Annotated in this window: 15 protein-coding genes and 1 tRNA gene; 12 read left to right on the top strand and 4 right to left on the bottom strand. The window is 37.7% G+C overall.

The window, feature by feature from the left end:
• Positions 1 to 6: 6 nt before the first annotated feature.
• From ASF92_RS08385 to ASF92_RS08345, 9 genes are all read left to right on the top strand, one after another.
• The gene (locus ASF92_RS08385) at positions 7 to 1,260 is read left to right on the top strand and encodes a DUF2264 domain-containing protein (RefSeq protein ID WP_082489498.1); all 1,254 of its coding nucleotides are present in this window, start codon (positions 7 to 9) and stop codon (positions 1,258 to 1,260) included.
• 400 nt (positions 1,261 to 1,660) lie between these two features.
• Complete coding sequence (locus ASF92_RS08380) at positions 1,661 to 4,594, top strand: TonB-dependent receptor (RefSeq protein WP_231729772.1); 2,934 nt, start codon at positions 1,661 to 1,663, stop codon at positions 4,592 to 4,594.
• 12 nt (positions 4,595 to 4,606) lie between these two features.
• Positions 4,607 to 6,232, top strand: a complete 1,626-nt coding sequence (locus ASF92_RS08375; protein WP_056090733.1) for a RagB/SusD family nutrient uptake outer membrane protein — start codon at positions 4,607 to 4,609, stop codon at positions 6,230 to 6,232.
• Positions 6,233 to 6,334: 102 nt separating this feature from the next.
• A complete protein-coding gene (locus ASF92_RS08370; protein ID WP_082489497.1) occupies positions 6,335 to 7,450 on the top strand; it encodes a glycoside hydrolase family 43 protein in 1,116 nt (371 codons plus the stop codon).
• Between the two features lie 104 nt (positions 7,451 to 7,554).
• Entirely contained in the window at positions 7,555 to 8,391 is an 837-nt protein-coding gene (locus tag ASF92_RS08365) for a family 16 glycosylhydrolase (protein ID WP_056090731.1), read from the top strand.
• 11 nt (positions 8,392 to 8,402) lie between these two features.
• Positions 8,403 to 8,717, top strand: coding sequence for an L-rhamnose mutarotase (rhaM, locus tag ASF92_RS08360; protein ID WP_056090728.1), 315 nt, complete (start codon positions 8,403 to 8,405; stop codon positions 8,715 to 8,717).
• A 441-nt stretch (positions 8,718 to 9,158) separates the two neighbouring features.
• Entirely contained in the window at positions 9,159 to 10,484 is a 1,326-nt protein-coding gene (locus tag ASF92_RS08355) for a paraquat-inducible protein A (protein WP_231729771.1), read from the top strand.
• 196 nt (positions 10,485 to 10,680) lie between these two features.
• Positions 10,681 to 11,880 (top strand): paraquat-inducible protein A, encoded by a 1,200-nt coding sequence (locus ASF92_RS08350; protein ID WP_231729770.1) that lies wholly within the window; start codon positions 10,681 to 10,683, stop codon positions 11,878 to 11,880.
• Between the two features lie 148 nt (positions 11,881 to 12,028).
• Positions 12,029 to 14,440 (top strand): hypothetical protein, encoded by a 2,412-nt coding sequence (locus ASF92_RS08345; RefSeq protein WP_056090720.1) that lies wholly within the window; start codon positions 12,029 to 12,031, stop codon positions 14,438 to 14,440.
• Between the two features lie 106 nt (positions 14,441 to 14,546).
• Here ASF92_RS08345 and ASF92_RS08340 read toward each other — a convergent pair.
• Positions 14,547 to 14,618, bottom strand: a tRNA-Arg gene (locus ASF92_RS08340).
• Between the two features lie 248 nt (positions 14,619 to 14,866).
• Between ASF92_RS08340 and mgtE the strand changes: the two genes are divergently transcribed.
• Positions 14,867 to 16,243 (top strand): magnesium transporter, encoded by a 1,377-nt coding sequence (gene mgtE / locus ASF92_RS08335; protein WP_056090716.1) that lies wholly within the window; start codon positions 14,867 to 14,869, stop codon positions 16,241 to 16,243.
• 9 nt (positions 16,244 to 16,252) lie between these two features.
• Complete coding sequence (locus tag ASF92_RS08330) at positions 16,253 to 16,864, top strand: HAD hydrolase-like protein (RefSeq protein WP_056090712.1); 612 nt, start codon at positions 16,253 to 16,255, stop codon at positions 16,862 to 16,864.
• Positions 16,865 to 17,112: 248 nt separating this feature from the next.
• Here the strand turns inward: ASF92_RS08330 and ychF are convergent, their stop codons facing one another.
• Entirely contained in the window at positions 17,113 to 18,213 is a 1,101-nt protein-coding gene (gene ychF, locus ASF92_RS08325) for a redox-regulated ATPase YchF (RefSeq protein ID WP_056090710.1), read from the bottom strand.
• A gap of 213 nt (positions 18,214 to 18,426) precedes the next feature.
• Between ychF and ASF92_RS08320 the strand changes: the two genes are divergently transcribed.
• The gene (locus tag ASF92_RS08320) at positions 18,427 to 18,885 is read left to right on the top strand and encodes a DUF5362 family protein (RefSeq protein WP_056090707.1); all 459 of its coding nucleotides are present in this window, start codon (positions 18,427 to 18,429) and stop codon (positions 18,883 to 18,885) included.
• Here the strand turns inward: ASF92_RS08320 and ASF92_RS08315 are convergent, their stop codons facing one another.
• Together ASF92_RS08315 and ASF92_RS08310 are read right to left on the bottom strand one after the other, a co-directional pair.
• Entirely contained in the window at positions 18,886 to 19,800 is a 915-nt protein-coding gene (locus ASF92_RS08315; protein ID WP_056090703.1) for a serine hydrolase, read from the bottom strand.
• Positions 19,801 to 19,877: 77 nt separating this feature from the next.
• Positions 19,878 to 20,201 carry a DUF3276 family protein gene (locus tag ASF92_RS08310; protein ID WP_056090700.1) on the bottom strand — a complete coding sequence of 108 codons (324 nt, stop codon included), beginning with the start codon at positions 20,199 to 20,201 and terminating at the stop codon, positions 19,878 to 19,880.
• Positions 20,202 to 20,239 lie beyond the last annotated feature (38 nt).

The raw sequence follows: 20,239 nt of genomic DNA, 5'->3' as shown, positions 1-20,239 counted from the left end.
ACCTATATGAAAACCCTAACTAAAAAGCTGTTCCTAAACTTTATTGCAATTGCCTTTATTGCTGCACCAGCCTTTGGTCAAAAGAAAAAAGCAGGCAAGCAAACAGCTGTTTTAACGGAAAGACAATTCTGGCTTCAGCAGATGGACAAAATGGTGAAACCTGTTTTATATAATTTAGCAAAAGACAGCTTAAAAATCAATATGCCTAAGGTCACATCCATTCATGTTGATAATAAGGAGCACAGAATTAAAGTACAATATGTAGAGGTTTTAGGAAGGGTTTTAAGTGGGATTGCACCCTGGTTACAACTTGAAGGCGGCGAGGCAGCCGAAGTCGCTTTAAGAAAGCAATATAGAGCCTGGGCAATTCTGGGTTTGAAAAATTCATTGGACTCCAATGCAAAAGATTTCATGAATTACGATATCGGAGGACAACAGCTCGTGGATGCATCCTATGTTGCCCTGGCATTTATCCGTGCGCCATGGCTATGGGAAAATCTCGATAAAAAGAATCAGGAGTTAATGATGAAATCCATCATTACCACCCGAAAATTTAAGCCGGTATTTTCAAACTGGTTGTTGTTTTCCGCTATGAATGAAGCCTTTTTAGCCAAATTTGGTTACAGCTGGGATCCAATGCGTGTTGATTATGCCTTACAACAAATGGAGCAATGGTATGTTGGCGACGGCATGTATAAAGATGGTAGTACATATGCTTTTGATTATTATAATAGTTATGTTATTCACCCATATTTGGCTACAATCTCGAATGTAATTGGAAGCAAAGTAAGAGATTACAACACGATGTTCGAAAAGATTAAAAAGCGTAATGAACGCTATGCAATTATTCAGGAGCGTTTAATTAATACAGACGGGACTTATCCGGCAACGGGCCGCTCAATTGTTTATCGTGGTGGCGCTTTTCACCATTTGGCAGACATGGCCTTTAGAAAAGTTTTACCTAAACAATTAAGTCCGGAGCAGGTACGTTGTGCTTTAACAGCGGTTATCAGGAAAACTTTGGAAAGCCCGACAACTTATAATAATGGCTGGCTAACCATTGGCTTATATGGTTCACAACCCGATCTTGGCGACTTCTATAATAACCAGGGCAGTCCATACATTTGCAGCAATATTTTCCTGCCTTTGGGCTTGCCATCAACTGATGCGTTTTGGGCAAATCCGGCGGCTAAATGGAGCTCACAAAAGATTTGGGCAGGAGAAGACTTTCCGAATGACCACAGTGCGGATTTAAGATAACGGTTTAAAAAAAATAAAAGCAATGGATAAGGCTGTCTCTTATTCCGAAAAATAAACGTAGTTTTTACGTTTAAAAATTATTATCCTTTTCTTAAAACGCTTAAAAACGCATTTTTATAATAATTAGTTAGAATTTACCCCCTATTAATTACCATATTACCGCTCACGGCGAAAGCCTATTTGTAGTTAATTTGTTTCAACCAAATGTAAAATTTATGAAGATCGACATCGGAGCTTAAGTTAGCCGCTAATGCGCAAATAAATTTTTTGAAGAAAAAAGTTTTCAGAAAAAAATATTAAACAATCAATCACCAAATAAATAACTAACCAAATAATCATTATGCTAAAAAATTTACTTTCACCAATTAGGTGTATGCTAGCCTTACTCGCAATATTTCTGATGGCAGAAATAAACCCGATAAGCGCATTAGCTCAAACGGGAAGCACGGATGTTTCCGGTACCGTTCTCGATGCCAAAGGATTACCGATTCCAGGTGCAACAATCAAAAACCAAAATACGGCTAAGGTTGCTATTTCTGATGGAAATGGCCGTTACAGAATAGCAGCCACAAAAGGCGAAACGCTTGTTTATACATTTATTGGCTATACTTCGAAGTCCGTTGTGCTTGGTAATGATACCCAGGTAAATGTAAACCTCGCTGAAGAATCTGATAAAACACTTAACGATGTTGTTGTTATTGGTTATGGTACTCAAAAGCGTTCGGATGTTACAGGTTCGGTAGTTTCGGTACCAAAAGCCAGGTTATCTCAATTACCGGTTACTAACGTTTTACAATCTATCGAAGGTGCCGTTGCGGGCGTAAATGTTACCACAACTTCATCAGTTCCGGGTAGCCAGCCAAATGCCTTAATCAGGGGCCAGAATTCAATTACTGCCGGCAGTGGTCCTTATGTAGTTGTAGATGGTGTGCCATTAAGTAAAACAGGAGGTTCTTTAAATGACATCAATCCAAACGATATTGCATCTGTAGAAATTTTAAAAGATGCGAGTGCTACGGCAATTTATGGTACAAATGGATCAAATGGCGTTATCTTGATTACAACAAAAAGGGGTACGGCAGGGAAGCCGGTAATCCGCTACAGCGGGTATGCAGGTATTGATAATTTAGCGCACATCCTTGAACCAAGAAGCGGCGCAGAATATGTTCAAAAATATGCTGACTTTCTTAAACAAACTGGTCAAGTACAGCAGAGACCTGTCCCGAATATCGGTGAGCTTCCTGCATATAACGCGGGCACAACAACCGACTGGGTTAAAGAAGCAACGCAACAAGGCGTAATTCAGGATCATAACGTTGGTATTTCTGGTGGTTCTCAAGATGTTAAATATTTTATTTCCGGCGATTACCTTAAACAAAAAGGCGTAATTAGGGGATATGATTTTAAACGAATTGGTTTACGTTCCAACTTAGATGTTAATGTAACGAGTTTCTTAACCGTTGGTACTTCACTGTTTTTAACCAGTAACAACTACGATGGTGGCAGAGCAAACTTATTGTTCGCAACAGCAATGAGCCCTTATGGTCAGCAGTATAATGCAAACGGAACTTATGCAATTTACCCGATGAGTCCGGAGCAGTTATACACAAACCCCTTGTTAGGTTTAACTACAACGCAAATAAGCAGAACAACAAATATCAACGGAAACGGATATGCAGAAGTAAAATTTCCAGGCGCCTTAACGGGTTTAAAGTTTCGTTTAAATGCAGGTTATACCTACTTTCCTGAGCGGAGAGGAAGTTATATTGGCCGCTTAGCCAATGATTTGAATGGTACTGCTAGTAGTTTCAATGCATCTACAAACAGTTATACTATTGAAAATATCTTAACTTATTCTAAAGATATTAAAAAACACCATTTCGATTTTACGGCTTTATACAGTGCGCAGGAACGTAAATACAATTCCACTACAGCGGGTGCAGTTGGTTTTGTTAACGATGAACTAGGCCTTGATAATATTGGTGCAGGTGCAACGCAAACAAGTGGTTCATTCCGCGATAGATATGGATTAAACTCACAAATGGGACGTTTATTCTATTCATACGACAGTAAATACTTGTTTACTTTAACGGCACGTAGAGACGGTTCTTCGGTATTTGGCGCAAATACAACCAAATATGGTGTTTTTCCTTCTGCTGCAATTGGCTGGAACATCATTAACGAAGATTTTATGAAAAATTCTAAAGTCTTCAATAATTTAAAGTTGAGGTTATCCTACGGTAAAACCGGTAATGAGGCAGTTGGCGTTTACAACACCATTACCACAGATGGTTCTGTACGCTACCCATTTAATGGCATAAGCACAATTGGTGTAGTTCCAAACAACTTAGGTAATATTTCGTTACAATGGGAAACGACAAAAACAGCCAATATTGGTTTAGACTTCGGAATTCTCAATAACAGAATCAGTGGTACAGTAGAAGCTTATCAAAATAAAACGAGTGGTTTATTGTTAAACAGAAGCTTACCTATTATTACTGGATATTCGAGAGTTTTAGAAAATATCGGTAAAACAACAAACAAAGGCTTAGAAGTAACCTTAAACACTCAAAATTTCACTGGTAAAGATTTCCGTTGGGAAACTGCTATCGTTTTTGCAACTAACAAGAACAAAATCACCGATTTATATGGTGATGGCAAAAATGATTTAGGAAACAGGTGGTTTTTAGGAAAACCAATCAGAGTAATTTACGATTATCAAATGACCGGCGTTTGGCAAACCGGAGAAGATGTTTCTAAACAAGATCCAACGGCAAGACCAGGTAGTTTGAAATTTGCTGACTTGAATGGTGACGGTAGAATTACAGCAGATGACAGAACCATTTTAGGACAAATTGATCCAAAATGGACCGGTGGTTTAACTAATACCTTCCATTACAAAAACATTAACCTGAGTATTTTTATTCAAACTGCACAAGGCATGACTAAAAACAACCAGGATTTAACTTATGGTGATGAAACAGGTAGGAGAAATACGCCTGCAGAGATTGGTTATTGGACAGCGGAAAACATGAGTCAGACAAGGCCTGCATTATCTTATAATAACACGCTGGGCTATGGCTACGCTTCTGATGCAAGTTACACGAGAATCAAGGATGTTACTTTAAGTTATGTCTTCAGTCAGACTTTATTAGATAAACTTCACCTTGGCGGCTTAACGGTTTACGCGAGTGGCCGTAACCTGTACACCTTTACCAATTGGATAGGTTGGGATCCTGAAAATAATTATTCTTCCAGAGGCTCGGGTGATTGGACAAATAATTATCCTTTAACAAGAACTTTCGTATTGGGTTTAAATGTTTCATTACGTTAATTTATAATCATCATGAAAAAATATATAACCATAATTGCATCATTATCAGTGCTATTTGTTGCATTTTCATCGTGCAAGAAAGCATTTTTAGATGAGAAACCGTTTTCATCATATACGCCATTAACGCTTACAGATTCACTTGGATTTGAAGCATCGTTAATTGGATTGTATAATCATACAAGTACATTGTTTACCTGGTCTGAACAACAGGGCTGGCCAAGTGTTTGGCAGGTTGGTACCGATGTTGCAAACGCAACGAACAATCAGCAGGGTGTAGAAATTCCTTACTATAACTATGCTACGCTAACACCTACAGACAACGGTGCTGCCCGTACCTGGAACAGAAACTATGTAATGATAAATTTAACTAACATTATTGTAGATGGAATTGAGAATCCGAGTGTTACGACTATTAGCGCAAGGGGTAAAAATTTAGTAAATGCGGAAGCTAAATTTTTCAGGGCTTATGCTTACAACAACTTAGCAACTTTGTTTGGCGGAGTGCCGTTAATAACCCATGCACTGACCGGTCCAAAAACAGACTTTGTGAGGGCTCCAATAGCGGATGTAAACAACTTCATTGTCTCTGATTTGCAATATGCAGTAACAAATTTGCCGGATATTGAAGCGGTTAAAACGAATTCTAAAGGTAAGATGTATGCCAGAGCTAATAAATTTATGGCGATGCAATTGCTTGCTGAGGTCTACCTTCGCATTGGTAAGCCAGATTTAGCCGAACAACAAGCTCAGGCAATCATCAGCAGCGGCAAATTCAGCTTAATTAAAAACCGTTATGGTGTTAAAACCAGTCAGGCTGGAGATTATTATTCTGATATGTTCCAATATGGAAATCAAAGAAGAGCGCAAGGTAATACTGAGGCCATCTGGGTATTAGAACAGGAAAATCCAGCTAGTGTGGTTGGCGGAATTAGTGACAGTCCTCAACAAAGAAGGGTGTTTGGTGCTGCTTATTACAACATTGCTGGTATGGCGCTAGCCGATTCATTAGGTGGTCGTTCAATCGGCAGATTGCGGTTAAGCAACTGGGTTCTTTATGGTTTATATAAAGGAAACGACATCCGCAATTCGCAATACAACATTCGCAGAAGATATTATTATAATGACCCAAATCCAACTTATGCGGCCAGATTTGGTAAGCAAGTTCCTTTTACAGGTCCGGATACGTTAATTAACATATGCCCAAGTACAACCAAATGGGGCGCTTTCGATCCAAACGATACTTTTGGCTATGCAATGATTAAGGATTTTATCCTGATGCGCCTGGGAGAAACTTATTTGCTACTTGCTGAAGCACAGGTTGCCCAAGGTAAAACTGCCGAAGCTGCGACTACAATTAATGTATTGCGGACCAGAGCAAATGCAGCTCAGGTGACCGCTGCTGATATGACAAAAGATTTTATTCTTGATGAAAGGGCCAGGGAATTAATCGGTGAAGAAAACAGAAGAATGACTTTAATGAGAACCGGAACTTTAGTAGAACGCGCACTTCGGTTAAATTCAAATGATGCATCTAAACCGATTACCGGCTTAACATCAAAAGCATTGTTATTGCCAATTCCACTAAATGAAATACAGTTGAATAAAGATGCTGTATTAACTCAAAATCCTGGTTATTAAATGATATTTTGGTTAGTTTTTCGGGTCGTCTTCGGATGACCCGATCAATTTACACATTTGATATACTCAGGTTCCATTTACCACTTCGTTATCATCCGTTTTATGCATAATCGTTTACCCTTATTCCTTTGGTTTATTTTTTGTAGTTTGTTAAACAGCAATCTGGTTTTTTCTCAGAAAACCTACCAGAATTTTACACCCGGCAAAATTTGGAAAGATAATAATGGTGTCCACATCAATGCACATGGAGGCGGCATTGTTTATGTTCAAGGCCTGTATTATTGGTTTGGAGAACATAAAATTGAAGGTGAAAAAGGAAATACTGCCCAGGTTGGTGTTCATTGCTATTCATCAAAAGATTTATACAACTGGAAAGATGAGGGTATTGCACTTAAAGTTTCTAGTGATTTAAGAAATGATATTGCAAAGGGCTGTATTTTGGAGCGACCAAAAGTTATTTACAATAAGAAAACGAGAAAATTTGTAATGTGGTTTCACCTGGAGCTTCTAGGCAAAGGTTACGAAGCTGCCCGCGCAGGTGTTGCCACGGCAGATAAAGCAACCGGACCCTATTCGTTCATTAAAAGTTATCGTCCTAACGCTGGGAAATTGCCGTTTTACGCAGCGCTAACCCCCGAAAATGAAAAAGTTAATTGTGATAAACCTGCAAATAAAAGTGATGGTTTCTTCTGTCGCGATTTACCTGGCGGACAAATGGCCAGAGATATGACGGTTTTTGTTGATGATAATGGTAAAGCCTACCACGTATTTTCATCAGAAGAGAACTATACTTTACATTTAGCAGAACTAACGCCTGATTATTTGGGCCATACTGGAAAATTCATCCGAATTTATGTTGGCCAGCAAACGGAAGCGCCAGCTTTATTTAAAAAAAATGGAATTTACTATATGGTAGGTTCTGGTTGTACGGGCTGGGCTCCAAATCCCGCGAGGTGGTTTAAAGCAAAATCAATTTTCGGTCCATGGGAATATATGGGTAACCCATGTGTAGGGCCGGGTTCAGAAAAAACATTTGGCGGTCAAAGTACGCATGTGCTTCCTGCGCCGGGGAAAAAGAATGCGTTCATTTTTATGGCAGATAAATGGGAACCAAAAAATGCAATCGACGGACGTTATTTATGGTTGCCAATTCAGTTTGAGGAAAATAAATTAAAAATCGAATGGTCAGACAGGTGGAATCTGAGCGTCTTTAAGTAAAAGAAAGAAAAACTAAATTTCATAAGCAGCACGATAACTTGCGTGAATAAAAGCTTAAAACGTTCTCCTTGCAATAAATAAGGTGTCAATTAATCCAATTTAGAATGAAAAGCAAAATTCTTTTTCTACTGCCATTTTACGCTTTGTTAAACGCTAGTTCGCTATCAGCACAGCAATATTCAAAAGAAGGATATAATCTGGTTTGGTCGGATGAGTTTGAGAAAGATGGAATACCTGATGCAAAGAACTGGACTTATGAGAAAGGTTTTGTGAGAAATGAGGAGTTGCAATGGTATCAGCCGGAAAATGCATTTTGCAGGAATGGCTTGCTTGTTATTGAAGCACGTAAAGAAATGAAGCCGAATCCGTTGTACGAAGAAGGCAGTAATAATTGGCGCAAAAAGCCTAAAAACATTGAATATACGTCGGCTTGTTTAATTACTAAGGGCCTACAAAGTTTTCAATATGGTCGTTTTGAAATGAGAGGAAGAATAAATATCTCCTCAGGATTATGGCCGGCTTTCTGGACTTTAGGTGAGAATGGAAGATGGCCAGGCAATGGAGAAATCGATATTATGGAATATTATCGTGGTAAAATACTCGCAAATATTGCCTCGCTTGGTGCTAATAATAAACCGAAATGGTTTAGCAATACCAAATCAACAGAAGAATTGGGCGGAACGAAATGGGCATCAAAGTTTCATATCTGGCGTATGGATTGGGATAGTGAAGCCATAAGTTTATATGTAGATGATGTACTGCTGAACAAAACTTCGTTAGATAAATTAAAAAATGAAGATGGGAGCAGCGTAAATCCCTTCAGGCAAAAACACTACATCCTTTTAAATTTGGCAATGGGTGGCCTAAATGGTGGAGAATTAAATGACACCAAATTTCCAAACCGAATGGAAGTAGACTATGTCAGGGTATATCAAAAATAATAAAAACACACATGGTAAGAATAGCATTTAAAATGAAGCTGTTTTCCGGTTACGAACAGGAATATGAGAAACGACATAAAGAAATCTGGCCTGAACTGGCGGCATTGCTCAGTGAGACGGGCATAACGGATTATTCGATCTTCCATGATAAGAACACAAACGATTTATTTGCCGTTTTAAAAATTGCAAATCCTGAACTTATTAAGAAATTACCTGAACAACCCATTATGCAAAAATGGTGGGCGTTTATGGGCGATATAATGGAGAGCAATCCGGACAATTCGCCTGTTTCGTTACCTCTTAAAGAAGTTTTTTATTTGGCTTAATTGCTGAAAATTGAGTGACTACCATTCCATTAATAACTTTCCTTCCTTTTACAAACTTAAAATTTAGGTATTACTTTATACATCTAAGCACCCAAAGGAATAACCATGCCTAAATTGTAAGGATTAAGTCGGCACGGGGCTAAATTTTTTGCTGGAAATCTTCCATTTAATCGTGATCCCCTGATTATCCTGCATCGTTATTTATATCATTTCTGCAAACATTCGCAATGGGCAATCGACAAATCCAATTCCATTAGTTTCTTCTTAAATCAGCTGCACAAAATTTTATATGGTAAAACCATATTTCAATTCATCTGTTAATTAGAATTATAATCGAATAAACAAAAATTGACTTTTTGAATCTAATCTTTGTATTTATTTTTTATTCTTCTGTTTTAAACCAGTCAGCTTACCATTAACATTTTCTTAAAATAAAACGACTTGATAACAACTGAAAAAAACCCTCAAAGGCGAAATCCAACGTTGCCCAAATTTTTGCTGATCGTATTATTGACCGTCTTGCTATGCGCAGAAGGCTTATTTGCTTACCGATTACATGTGCTTTCCGGCCAGCAGGAACGAATAAAAGAAGATTACTCCAATATTAATAACATTACTTTCGGTTTGTTTTCAGTTGGTCAGTGGCACGATAAAGTAGCGGGTATTGTCAACCATCAGGTCCGCAACTTTACCATGACGCCCAAACAAAAAAAGGAATTGCAAACAGAGGTTGAGCAGATTATACTCGCTTTGATTGATAAGGCCGAAGCGATGGTTAATAAACCTAAAAAAACGCTCGACGGTAAAATCAAAAAGTTCGTGATTAATAATTTTGTGAATACCGATAAGATTAAGGCTCAGGTTCCGGCTTTTGCAAAAACCATCATTGCGCAGGTAGATAATCCTGCCAATAAAAAAAAGATGAGTAAAATGGCAATGAGCAAATTTGTCCAATTGGAAAATACCGGTGCTATAGATAGCACTTTAACCATCAACGAAGCTGCTACTACAAATATGCTTAAAAAGTACAAGGTGTCATCAGTTGATGAATTGAATAACAAATTTAACACCTCATTGGCAGATATCCGAAAGGCAACTTATGGATATTGTTTCGGGATGCTAAGCTGCATTGTTGTGGTTTTGTCCCTTTGGTGGTTATTTAGAAAAAGGGTTGAGTTGCATAGCACTTTATTTATTATGTCATTACTTTTTGCCTTCATTTTGCTTGCAGTTGGATTAACTGCTTCCATGATAGAGGTTGATGCCAGAATTAAGTCACTTGACTTTGTTCTGCTTGGCGAGCATGTTGTATTTAAAGACCAGGTATTGTTTTTTCAAAGCAAAAGCATCATAGATGTAGTTAGGGTTCTAATCGGGCAATCCGGCATAGATTCCATATTGGTTGGTGTCTTGATTCTTATTTTCAGCGTTCTTTTTCCGGTTATGAAGTTGAGCTCTACAGGCATTCATCTGCTGGGAAGACGTAAACTGGCCGAAAATAAATTTATTAAATACTTTGCTTTTCAATCTGGCAAATGGAGTATGGCAGATGTAATCGTAATAGCCATACTAATGGTTTATATAGGCTTAAATGGTTTGCTGGAAAGCCAGCTTAAAAATTTAAACATCAGAAGTGATTTGTTAACAATCATTACAACGAATAATACAGCACTTCAACCTGGCTACATTATATTTATCAGTTTTGTTTTGTATGGATTAACGCTTTCGACAATATTGAAATTTATCACGCCTTACGACGCTCATTAACAATAATATATTTCATACAACAGTAATCAATTCAGCATTGAAACAAAACCAACAATACACCGATAAAAGAAAAATAAGCTTTGCAAATATTTTGCTGGTTGTTGGCTTAAGCATCTTACTTTTCGGAGAAGCTTATTTTGCCCACCGCTTGCATATTTTGTCTGCTGAGCAGGAACAGATAAAAGAAGATTACAGCGTGGCAAATAACATTACCTTTGGTATTTTTTCTGTAGATCAATGGCGGGATAAACTATCAGCAGTGGTCAGCCGACAAGTTAAGGGGTTCAGCATGACCAAAAAACAGAAGGTGGAATTGCAGGAGCAAATTCAAAAACAACTTGATGGATTAATTGATAAAACAGTTTCTCAATTTAATAAACCGCAGAAATCATTAGGTGGAAAGCTTAAGAAGCTAGCATTTAATAGTTTTGTAGATGAGGATGAGCTGCACGCCATGGTTCCGGCCTTTGCCAAAACCATCATTACCAGAATCAACAGCCCTGCAAGTACAAAAAGGCTAAAGCGGATTGCAAATAGTAAAATTGATCAGCTCGAGGCAGAAACATATGATGGTACATCTGAGGCGTTTAGTGCTGTTAAACGTCATATGTCTTCTAAATACCATGTTTCCAACGCAGTTGAATTTGAAAAATCGATAAGCAAACATTTGAACGATATACGCATACAGACGTATAATTACGCCTATGCAATGCTAGGTTGCGTATTATTTGCACTTTGCCTGTGGTTTTTGATGAGGAAACAAATTCATTTTCAAACAACACTTTTTATTATGTCTATCTTGTTTGCACTGGTGCTCCTTGCGTCGGGTATAACGACCACAATTATTGAAGTAGATGCCCGCATACAAACATTGAATTTTAAGTTGCTTGGAGAAAACATTGTTTTTTCAAACCAGGTATTATTTTTTCAAAGCAAAAGTATTTTGGGTATCGTTGAAACCTTGTTAGGGCAATCTAAGCCGGATGCGATTGTGGTGGGTGCGCTAATAATGCTTTTTGTTGTTATTCTTCCAGTATTGCGCCTCCTTGGAAAAGGCATTCATGTATGGGGGAATGATAAATTAGCAGAGAATAAGGTCGTTCGTTATTTAGCCTTTGAATGCGGCAAATGGGATATGTCTGATGTAATGGTTGTAGGTATTGGCATGACTTATATTGGTCTTAACGGTATTTTAAAAAGCCAGCTTTCCAACTTAAATATGGATACCGAAGTACTGAAAACGACAACCCAAAACAACAGTTCACTCCAACCGGGATTCATAATTTTTGTTGGCTATGTGGTGTTTGCAATGTTGCTTTCTTATATCCTGAAACGAAATACCCACCCAAATGAAAAAGAACCTGATGTGTTGGATGAAGAAAATTTACCTGCTTAGTTTTAATTTGAAAAATGGCAATAAACCTTAATTTACCTTATTTAATGAAAATGACCAAATCGTGCATAGAAACGATGGACAGTTTAATACGATGAAACAAAGGTTTTATGTGTTTTAAATATAAAAGGAAAATTAAAATCAAACATTTATGAAAATTTTTTTCTTAACTAAAATTTTTCTTTGTTATTTCCTCGCCACTTTTGCGCAGGTTCCGAAGCAAACCACTGATAATTTGAATAAATACAGAAAAGTTCATAAAAACTCTTTTTTGTATTTACATCATGATAAGAGTACCTATACCAACAATGAAAAGATCTGGTTTAGCGCTTATCTTTTTAAAACGCCAAATCCTTTAAATGACCATAAATTATTAAATGTCTCATTAGTAAACGAAAGTACAAAAGGAGTTGTTCTCTCAGAAAAATTTTTCGTTAAAGATGGTCTCAGTTCCGGCTTTCTGCTGCTGCCTGATTCGATAGCGCCAGGAAAATACCAGTTACTTGCAAATACCAATGTGCTTGATCACAGCCGTAAGCCAATAGCAGTGTTTTCCTCAGCAGTCAAAGTTCTGAACATAAGTCAACAAACGTTTACCAGCAATTTTACCCTTATTGATTCAGCCTTTAAAAACGGCGTAATCCGGGCAAAGATTGACATCAGTGGCCTCGATCCCAATAGGAAAACAAACATCGTTATTACCCAACAACCCGGCACGAAGCATTCTAAAGCAGTCATCATGAAGGGAAAGCAGGCTTTATTGACAATTAGTCGAGATGAATTATCAGAAAATCCTTCAATAATAAAAGTTCGGGTAGATATTGACGGGGAAATTCATTATCATGAAGCTAAATTACCAAGTAATAGCAGTAATGACATTGATGTAAAATTTTATCCTGAGGGTGGAAGTCTTGTAACCGGGCTTAAATCTCGTGTAGGTTTTGAAACAAAAACTTCAGATGGCCGGCCCATATCATTAAAGGGGGTTTTGATGAAAAATGATCAACCTGTATCCGAAGTATCTACAAACAGTCTTGGGATGGGAACATTTTCGATTCAACCAGAAGTCGATGAAAAGTATACATTGAGCCTGAATCCGGGGACCCTTATTAAAAGGGAAGTTAAAATACAGCTTCCGGAACATTCAGCTGGCCCGAAAATGGTCATTCACTTAGAAAAGTCGGTTGTCAACGACAGTTTAAAGTTCTCAATTGCATCAATTGAAGAAAAAGCAATATTAATTATGCTTCACAACCTGGATGGCGAATACATTCTTCTAAGATCTCAACTAAGAAAGTCTCCTAAGATATTCAACCTGCCACTGAATACCCTTTCAAAAGGGGTAACGAAGCTAACGATAATGGATGAGTCAGCCAATCCTTTAATCGAGAGGCTGTTTTTTGCTCACTATGATCAACATTTTCTTGTTCCAAAAGTCGCAGCTTTTAAGGAGGCTTACAATAAGGGTGATTCTGTTAAAATGAAAATACAACTCAAAGATCCGGATGGAAAGCCGTCCGGGGGGATTATTTCTGTTTCTGTAGCACAAAGCAACAGGGTTAGTGCAACTATGACAGATATCGAAAACTATTATTACCTGAATAGTTGTATAGCAGATCTTCCCATTAGTAATTCAATGGACGGACTGGCTGATGTAGATTATCTGGAGGATGTTCTTTTGATCAAAGGCTGGGTAAACTTCACAAAGCGTTCAAATGCATCTATGGCAGATTCTTCATCGTGGAATGCTTTACAGTTTGAAAAAGGTTTGATTACCAGTAAGAACAAGCCATTGAAGAAGCCTTTAAGCCTGGTTTCATTCGGAGGAATCAAACCTTCCATATTTACGACCAACGAAGCAGGTGAATTTAATATTCAAGATTCAGATTTGATGGTGGAACAGAATAAGAAAATATTTTTCATGGTCGATGGAAATAAAGATAATTATAACATCAGAATAGAAGATCCACTTTTAACTGTAGCTACAGCTCTCGCAAAACAAAGCAAGCCAACTATCTTCGAGAACCTTTCCAACGAGGAGGAGCGCAAGATGCTAAAAAGCCTGCACAATGTAATCGTCTTGAAAGATGTCCAAATCACCTCGAGACAAAGTAATATAGGTGCATACGGCGAAAAAGGTGCAAATGCCTGTGGAGATTATGTCGATAGCAACCATGATTATTTGAATTACGAAAAAACTCCGCTTGAACGACAACGTAAGCCAATTGTTGGTCGTCTTTACCTAAAGCGGACAGACCTGGAAGGAGCATGGTTTAGGGTAGACCAGGTAATGTATACGGGGTGCCTTACGGAGCAGGAGCGCAAATCGATAGCTATAAAAGGTATAAATAGTGGAAAAGAGTATTATATGGCAGTACCAGCAGATGATAGCCCTGCCTACCAGTCTACTCTTTATTGGCAGTCGGGGCTTGTAGTTGGTTCTTCAGGAGAACTAGAGCTAAGTTTCAAAGCAGGAGATATTAGTGATAAGTTTCTAATTATGGCACAGGGAATAAGCAGCAAAGGCATCGTGAATGCTAAAAGTTCTTTTGAGATTAAATGATTATTCAGAGGGAAGGAACAGCAATGTGTTAATTAGTATATTTGATTAACAATTAGTTATATACAAAAAAAGGAACAAACAGCTTAAAACTGATTGTTCCTTGAAGTGCTCCCGACGAGATTCGAACTCATATCGATGGTACCGGAAACCATAATTCTATCCATTGAACTACGGGAGCATTAAGGTTGCAAATATAGAAAATCAAAATCTTTTTCCTCATAATACATAAGCTATTTTAATAGTAAATTCAATATGCCTGAATATCATTTTAATAAGCAAATCAATTTTACTCAAATAAGAAGCAAATCGAATTTTTTTAGCTAAAAAAATCGTTATAAAACATTGAAATTGGATTTTTATAAAATAAAAATGCACCTTTGCGAACCGTTTATAAAGATCAAGGCATGTAACAACAATTAACTGTTTATGGAAGAATTGGTTGTAGAAGAGATTCAGGAACTTCTTGAAAAAGAGAATGACAAAGCATTAAAGCTTTATCTTGATGAGCTGAATATTTCCGATGTTGAACAGCTGATCGATGAACTTCCACAATATGCAGCTAAATTTATCGAAACGATTTCCCTCAACAGAGCCGTAAATGTATTTCGGATTCTTGATTTTCCTACACAAGAACGCATTATCAAGAAACTTTCCGGCAATAAGTTAAATCAAATAATTAAAGACTTGCCCCCTGATGACCGGACTGCGCTTTTTAGCGAGCTGAAAGGCGATGTAGTTAAAAAAATGATTACGCTATTGCCGCCTGAGGAGCGTAAAGAGTCATTAGCGCTTTTAGGCTACAAAGAGGATAGTATTGGGCGTTTGATGACGCCCGATTACATTGCTGTAAAACCAGAATGGTCTATTTCAAGGGTATTATCGCACATCAGGCGATATGGCAAAAACTCGGAAACTATTGATGTTGTATACGTTATAGATAAAGATGGTGTTTTACTCGACGACATAAGAATTCGCGAGGTTTTGCTGGCTGATCCGGAGGCCATTATTGGTGAACTTACAGATAGACGTTTCATTGCATTAAAGGCAAATGATCCACAGGAAGATGCAATTAATATCTTCAGGATGAATAACCGTGTCGCATTACCTGTTGTTGATGAAAGTAATATCCTTTTAGGTATTGTTACAGTCGATGATATTCTATGGATCGCCAATGAAGAATACACCGAGGATATGCATAAAATTGGTGGTACAGAGGCTCTGGATGAACCTTATTTAGATACTTCAATTTTCAATCTGGTAAAAAAGCGCGTTGGCTGGCTAGCCATTTTAATGATAGGGGAAATGCTCACCGCAACTGCAATGGGTTTTTTTGAGGGGCAGATCCATAAAGCAACTGTTTTAGCGCTTTTCATTCCGCTAATCATCTCTTGTGGAGGAAATAGTGGTTCACAAGCCTCAACATTGATTATTCAGGCAATGGCTCTGGGTGAAGTAACCATTAAAGATTGGTGGTTGGTGATGAGACGGGAAATTACATCGGGATTTTTGCTCGGCCTTTGTTTAGGTATAATTGGTTTCCTTCGGATTCTGGTCTGGCATGTCGCAGCACCTAGCGTGTATGGCGAACATTGGATTTTAATTGCCGCTACAATAAGTGTTTCATTAGTTTTTGTGGTTCTATGGGGTTCTTTAAGCGGTTCGATGTTGCCGGTTTTACTCAAAAAATTGGGTGCGGACCCCGCCACATCTTCCGCACCTTTTGTTGCCACGCTGGTTGATGTAACCGGATTGATTATCTATTTCAGCTTTGCTGTATTATTTTTAAAAGGCGTTTTACTTTAAGTTTTATTTATGCAAAAGATTACCACATTATTTACGGATATCGGCGGGGTTTTACTAACTAACGGATGGGACAGGCATGCAAGGGGTGAAGCTGCGGTATTATTCAATCTCGATTCGATAGATTTGGAAGAACGCCATCATCTGACTTTCGATACATATGAAGTTGGAAAACTTACCCTTGATGAATATTTAGAGCGAATTGTTTTTTTTGAAGAACGTTCTTTTTCTTATGGTGATTTCAAGGATTTTATGTTTAAAAAGTCATTGCCCTACAACGATATGATTGGATTAGTCTGTGATTTGAAGAAAAAATATAATCTTAAAGTGGCGGTAATCAGTAATGAAGGTCGGGAGTTAAATCAGTATCGCATCAATACCTTTAAGCTAAATGAATTCGTAGATTTCTTTGTCTCATCGAGTTTTGTTCATTTCCGTAAACCGGATGCAGATATATTTAAAGTAGCTATCGACATTTCACAGAGTGATGTGGCAACAAGCTTATACATTGACGACAGAATGTTATTTGTACAGGTTGCAGAAGATTGTGGGCTAAAAGGTATTCACCACACAAGTTACGAGGACACTAGGAAACAGTTAGCCGCTTTTGGATTGGAAGTCTAGAGACTGGGTTTAAATGAATCTCTTACATTAATAACATTTCGCCGAACCTTAAGATTAGAGCTATGTGCCACAGCAGCAAAGCATTAGCATTAAGGATTGCTTTGTCTATCGAGATTGTCAAATATGCGGTCAGATTCCTCAATTTCCGGGTATTCTGTATTTCCGTCGCTAAGGATTTTAGTGAATAATTTCAGAAAAAAAGCCACCATTTCTGGTAGCTTTCATATTCTTAAGCCTCTTTACAGCGTTTACACATTAAATCTGAAATGCATAATGTCGCCATCTTCAACAACATAAGTTTTTCCTTCAACGCCTAATTTACCAGCATCCTTACAGGCATTTTCTGAACCCAGTGACACAAAGTCGTTGTATTTAATAACTTCAGCACGAATAAATCCTTTTTCGAAATCAGTGTGGATTACACCAGCAGCTTGTGGGGCAGTAAAGCCTTTTGTAATTGTCCATGCTCTAACTTCCTGAACACCAGCAGTAAAGTATGTGTAAAGATTTAATAATTTATAAGCTGCACGAATTAATTTATTAACTCCGGATTCTGTTAAACCTAAATCAGCTAAAAACTCTTGGCGCTCTTCATAACTGTCCAGTTCTGCAATCTCTGATTCAATTTTCGCTGAAATGACTAATACCTCAGCATTTTCATCAGCAACATTAGCTTTCACTAAGTCAACATATTTATTTCCAGAAATTACTGATGCCTCATCAACATTACAAACATACATTACCGGTTTTTGGGTAAGCAATCCTAAATCTTCAATAAAATCAAAATCTTCCTGGGTTAAAGGCGCGGTGCGAATAGATTTTCCGCTTTCTAAATGGGATTTTACGACGGTCAAAATTTCATAAGTACGTTTGGCATCTTTATCACCACCGGTTTTAGCCATTTTTTCGACTTTCTGGATGCGTTTGTCAACTGTATCCAAATCTTTAAGCTGTAATTCGGTGTCTATAATTTCCCTGTCACGAATCGGGTCGACAGAACCATCAACATGGATTACATTTCCATCGTCAAAGCAACGCAAAACGTGGATTATAGCATTTGTTGCACGAATGTTTCCTAAAAACTGGTTGCCTAATCCTTCACCCTTTGATGCACCTTTTACTAATCCCGCGATATCGACAATCTCGATTGTGTTCGGCTGAACCTTATTAGGCTTAACCAATTCGGCAAGTTTTGTTAACCTATCGTCCGGCACGGTGATTACACCAACATTAGGCTCAATTGTACAGAAAGGAAAGTTTGCCGCCTGCGCCTTTGCATTCGATAAACAGTTAAAAAGTGTTGATTTTCCAACATTTGGTAAACCAACAATACCACATTGTAATGCCATTTATATTTAAATTTCGATTTACGATTTCACCTTTCACCTTTCACCTTTCACCTTTCACCTTTCACCTTTCACCTTTCACCTTTCACCTTTCACCTTTCACCTTTCACCTTTCACCTTTGGCAAAGATAAGCTTTTAATATGTTTATTTAAAGGTCGGAATTTGTTGCAGCTAGATATTTTATCTAAGTTTATCCAAAATTACAGATTACAAACATGGAAGACTTAGAACAAACACCCCAGGAAGTAAAACTAATCGTTACCGAAGAGATGAGAAGTTACATTTATGAGATTTCTAAATGGGCAAGGTTCTTATCAATAATTGGATTTATTTTATCTGCTTTTCTAATTATCGGATCTTTCGGCATAGGGGCGGCTTTAACAGCAAATCCGGCTATGGTTGCACAGTTAGGCCCGCTAGCAGGCGCAGGCGCTATTGGAGTAACCATCGTTTACCTCGTTTTAGCTTTGATGTATTTTTATCCAAGTTTATTGTTGTTCAGGTTTTCGAACAAGGGTAAACGAGGCGTGTTGTATGGGGATCAGGAAAGCTTAGACGATGCAATGATGAACATGAAATCTTTGTTTAAATTTTGGGGCATATTTACCATCGTAATCATGATTTGTTACTTCCTTTTTGTCTTGCTTTTTGCTGCAAGCATGGCAAGGGCATAATTACTTAAAATATTTTTGTATGCCTTCTGGTTGTTTCCATCCGAAATTTGGCTCGTAATAGCTCCATAACAAATTACTAAGTTTACGGATCATTGTCCAGCCTTCATTGCTATAATTCCATGAGGTATCTTTTTGATTTTTAGTGGTGATACAGAAAACATAGTCGCCATGAGGTGCGTTAACCAATAAAACTTCAGAACGGGCGGCATCAACAGCGCCAGATTTCGAAGCAACCTGAACCGTTGGTGGAATTTGTGAAAGGGCTTCAGTGTCCCAGAAAATACGAATCAGGTTTCGGTAAATTCTTTCTGAAGCGGCAGGATTAATCATTTTACCATCTCTGATGAGGGTTAATAGCGTGGCCATTTCTCTAGGCGTAGTCTGGCCCCAGCCATATTTCTTCTGATTATCCTTTCTTCCAGCGATGCGTGAGTTTACCCTTGTATCTTTTAAACCATTCTTAGCCATTACTTCGTTTATCGCCGTTCCTGTTCCTGCTAAAAGCTGCGCCCATAAGCTTGCTGTATTATCACTTGTTGTAATCATTAACATTAAAACTTTATTCAAAGCGATTTTTTCACTATCCTTAAACGAGCCCAAAATATCTTCGCCAGCATATAATAAGCTGTCGCAGTACATCAATTCTGAATGATAATCTAATTCACCTTTCTCAATTTTACTAAATATACCGCAGGTTATAGGCACTTTAATCATACTGGCCGTAGGAAATATTGTATCGGCATTTACCGATGCAGTTTTACCTGTTTTTAGGTTTTTAACGTAAATTCCAACATCGCCATTAAACCCTTTAACCAATTCATTTAATTTTAATTGAAGTTTTTTATCAATTTTTTCTTGAGCGTAAGAAGAGATAAAAACAATAATGATTAGCAATGTAGATAGGACTTTTTTCATTTCGAAAGGATTAGAAGAATTTAAACATAAAAAAAGTCCCGATGGGAATCGGGACTTAGATTGAAATTATAATTTACTTAAAAAGAAAAATCATCATTTGTTTTTGCACTGTGCTCTCCGTTTTCAGAGTATTCATAACGCTTTTCAACAACATCCTGGTGCGTTTTGATGTATTCAACAGTTTCTGTTAAGCCTTCTGCAAATTTTTCAAAATCTTCTTTGTACAGAAAGATTTTGTGTTTTACAAACACACCGTCTTCTAATCTTTTCTTGCTCTCGGTAACTGTTAAGTAATAATCACCCGAACGAGTGGCCTTCACATCGAAAAAATAAGTTCTCTTACCTGCTCTTACTTTCTTTGAAAAAACTTCTTCTCTCTCTTTATTGTCGAATTCTCCCATGGTTGGTATTGATGTTGGTTTTTGGTTTCGGTAAATAT

The sequence above is a fragment of the Pedobacter sp. Leaf176 genome, assembly GCF_001424305.1.
Lineage (GTDB): Bacteria > Bacteroidota > Bacteroidia > Sphingobacteriales > Sphingobacteriaceae > Pedobacter.
This window is presented reverse-complemented; position numbering and strand designations above follow the sequence as displayed.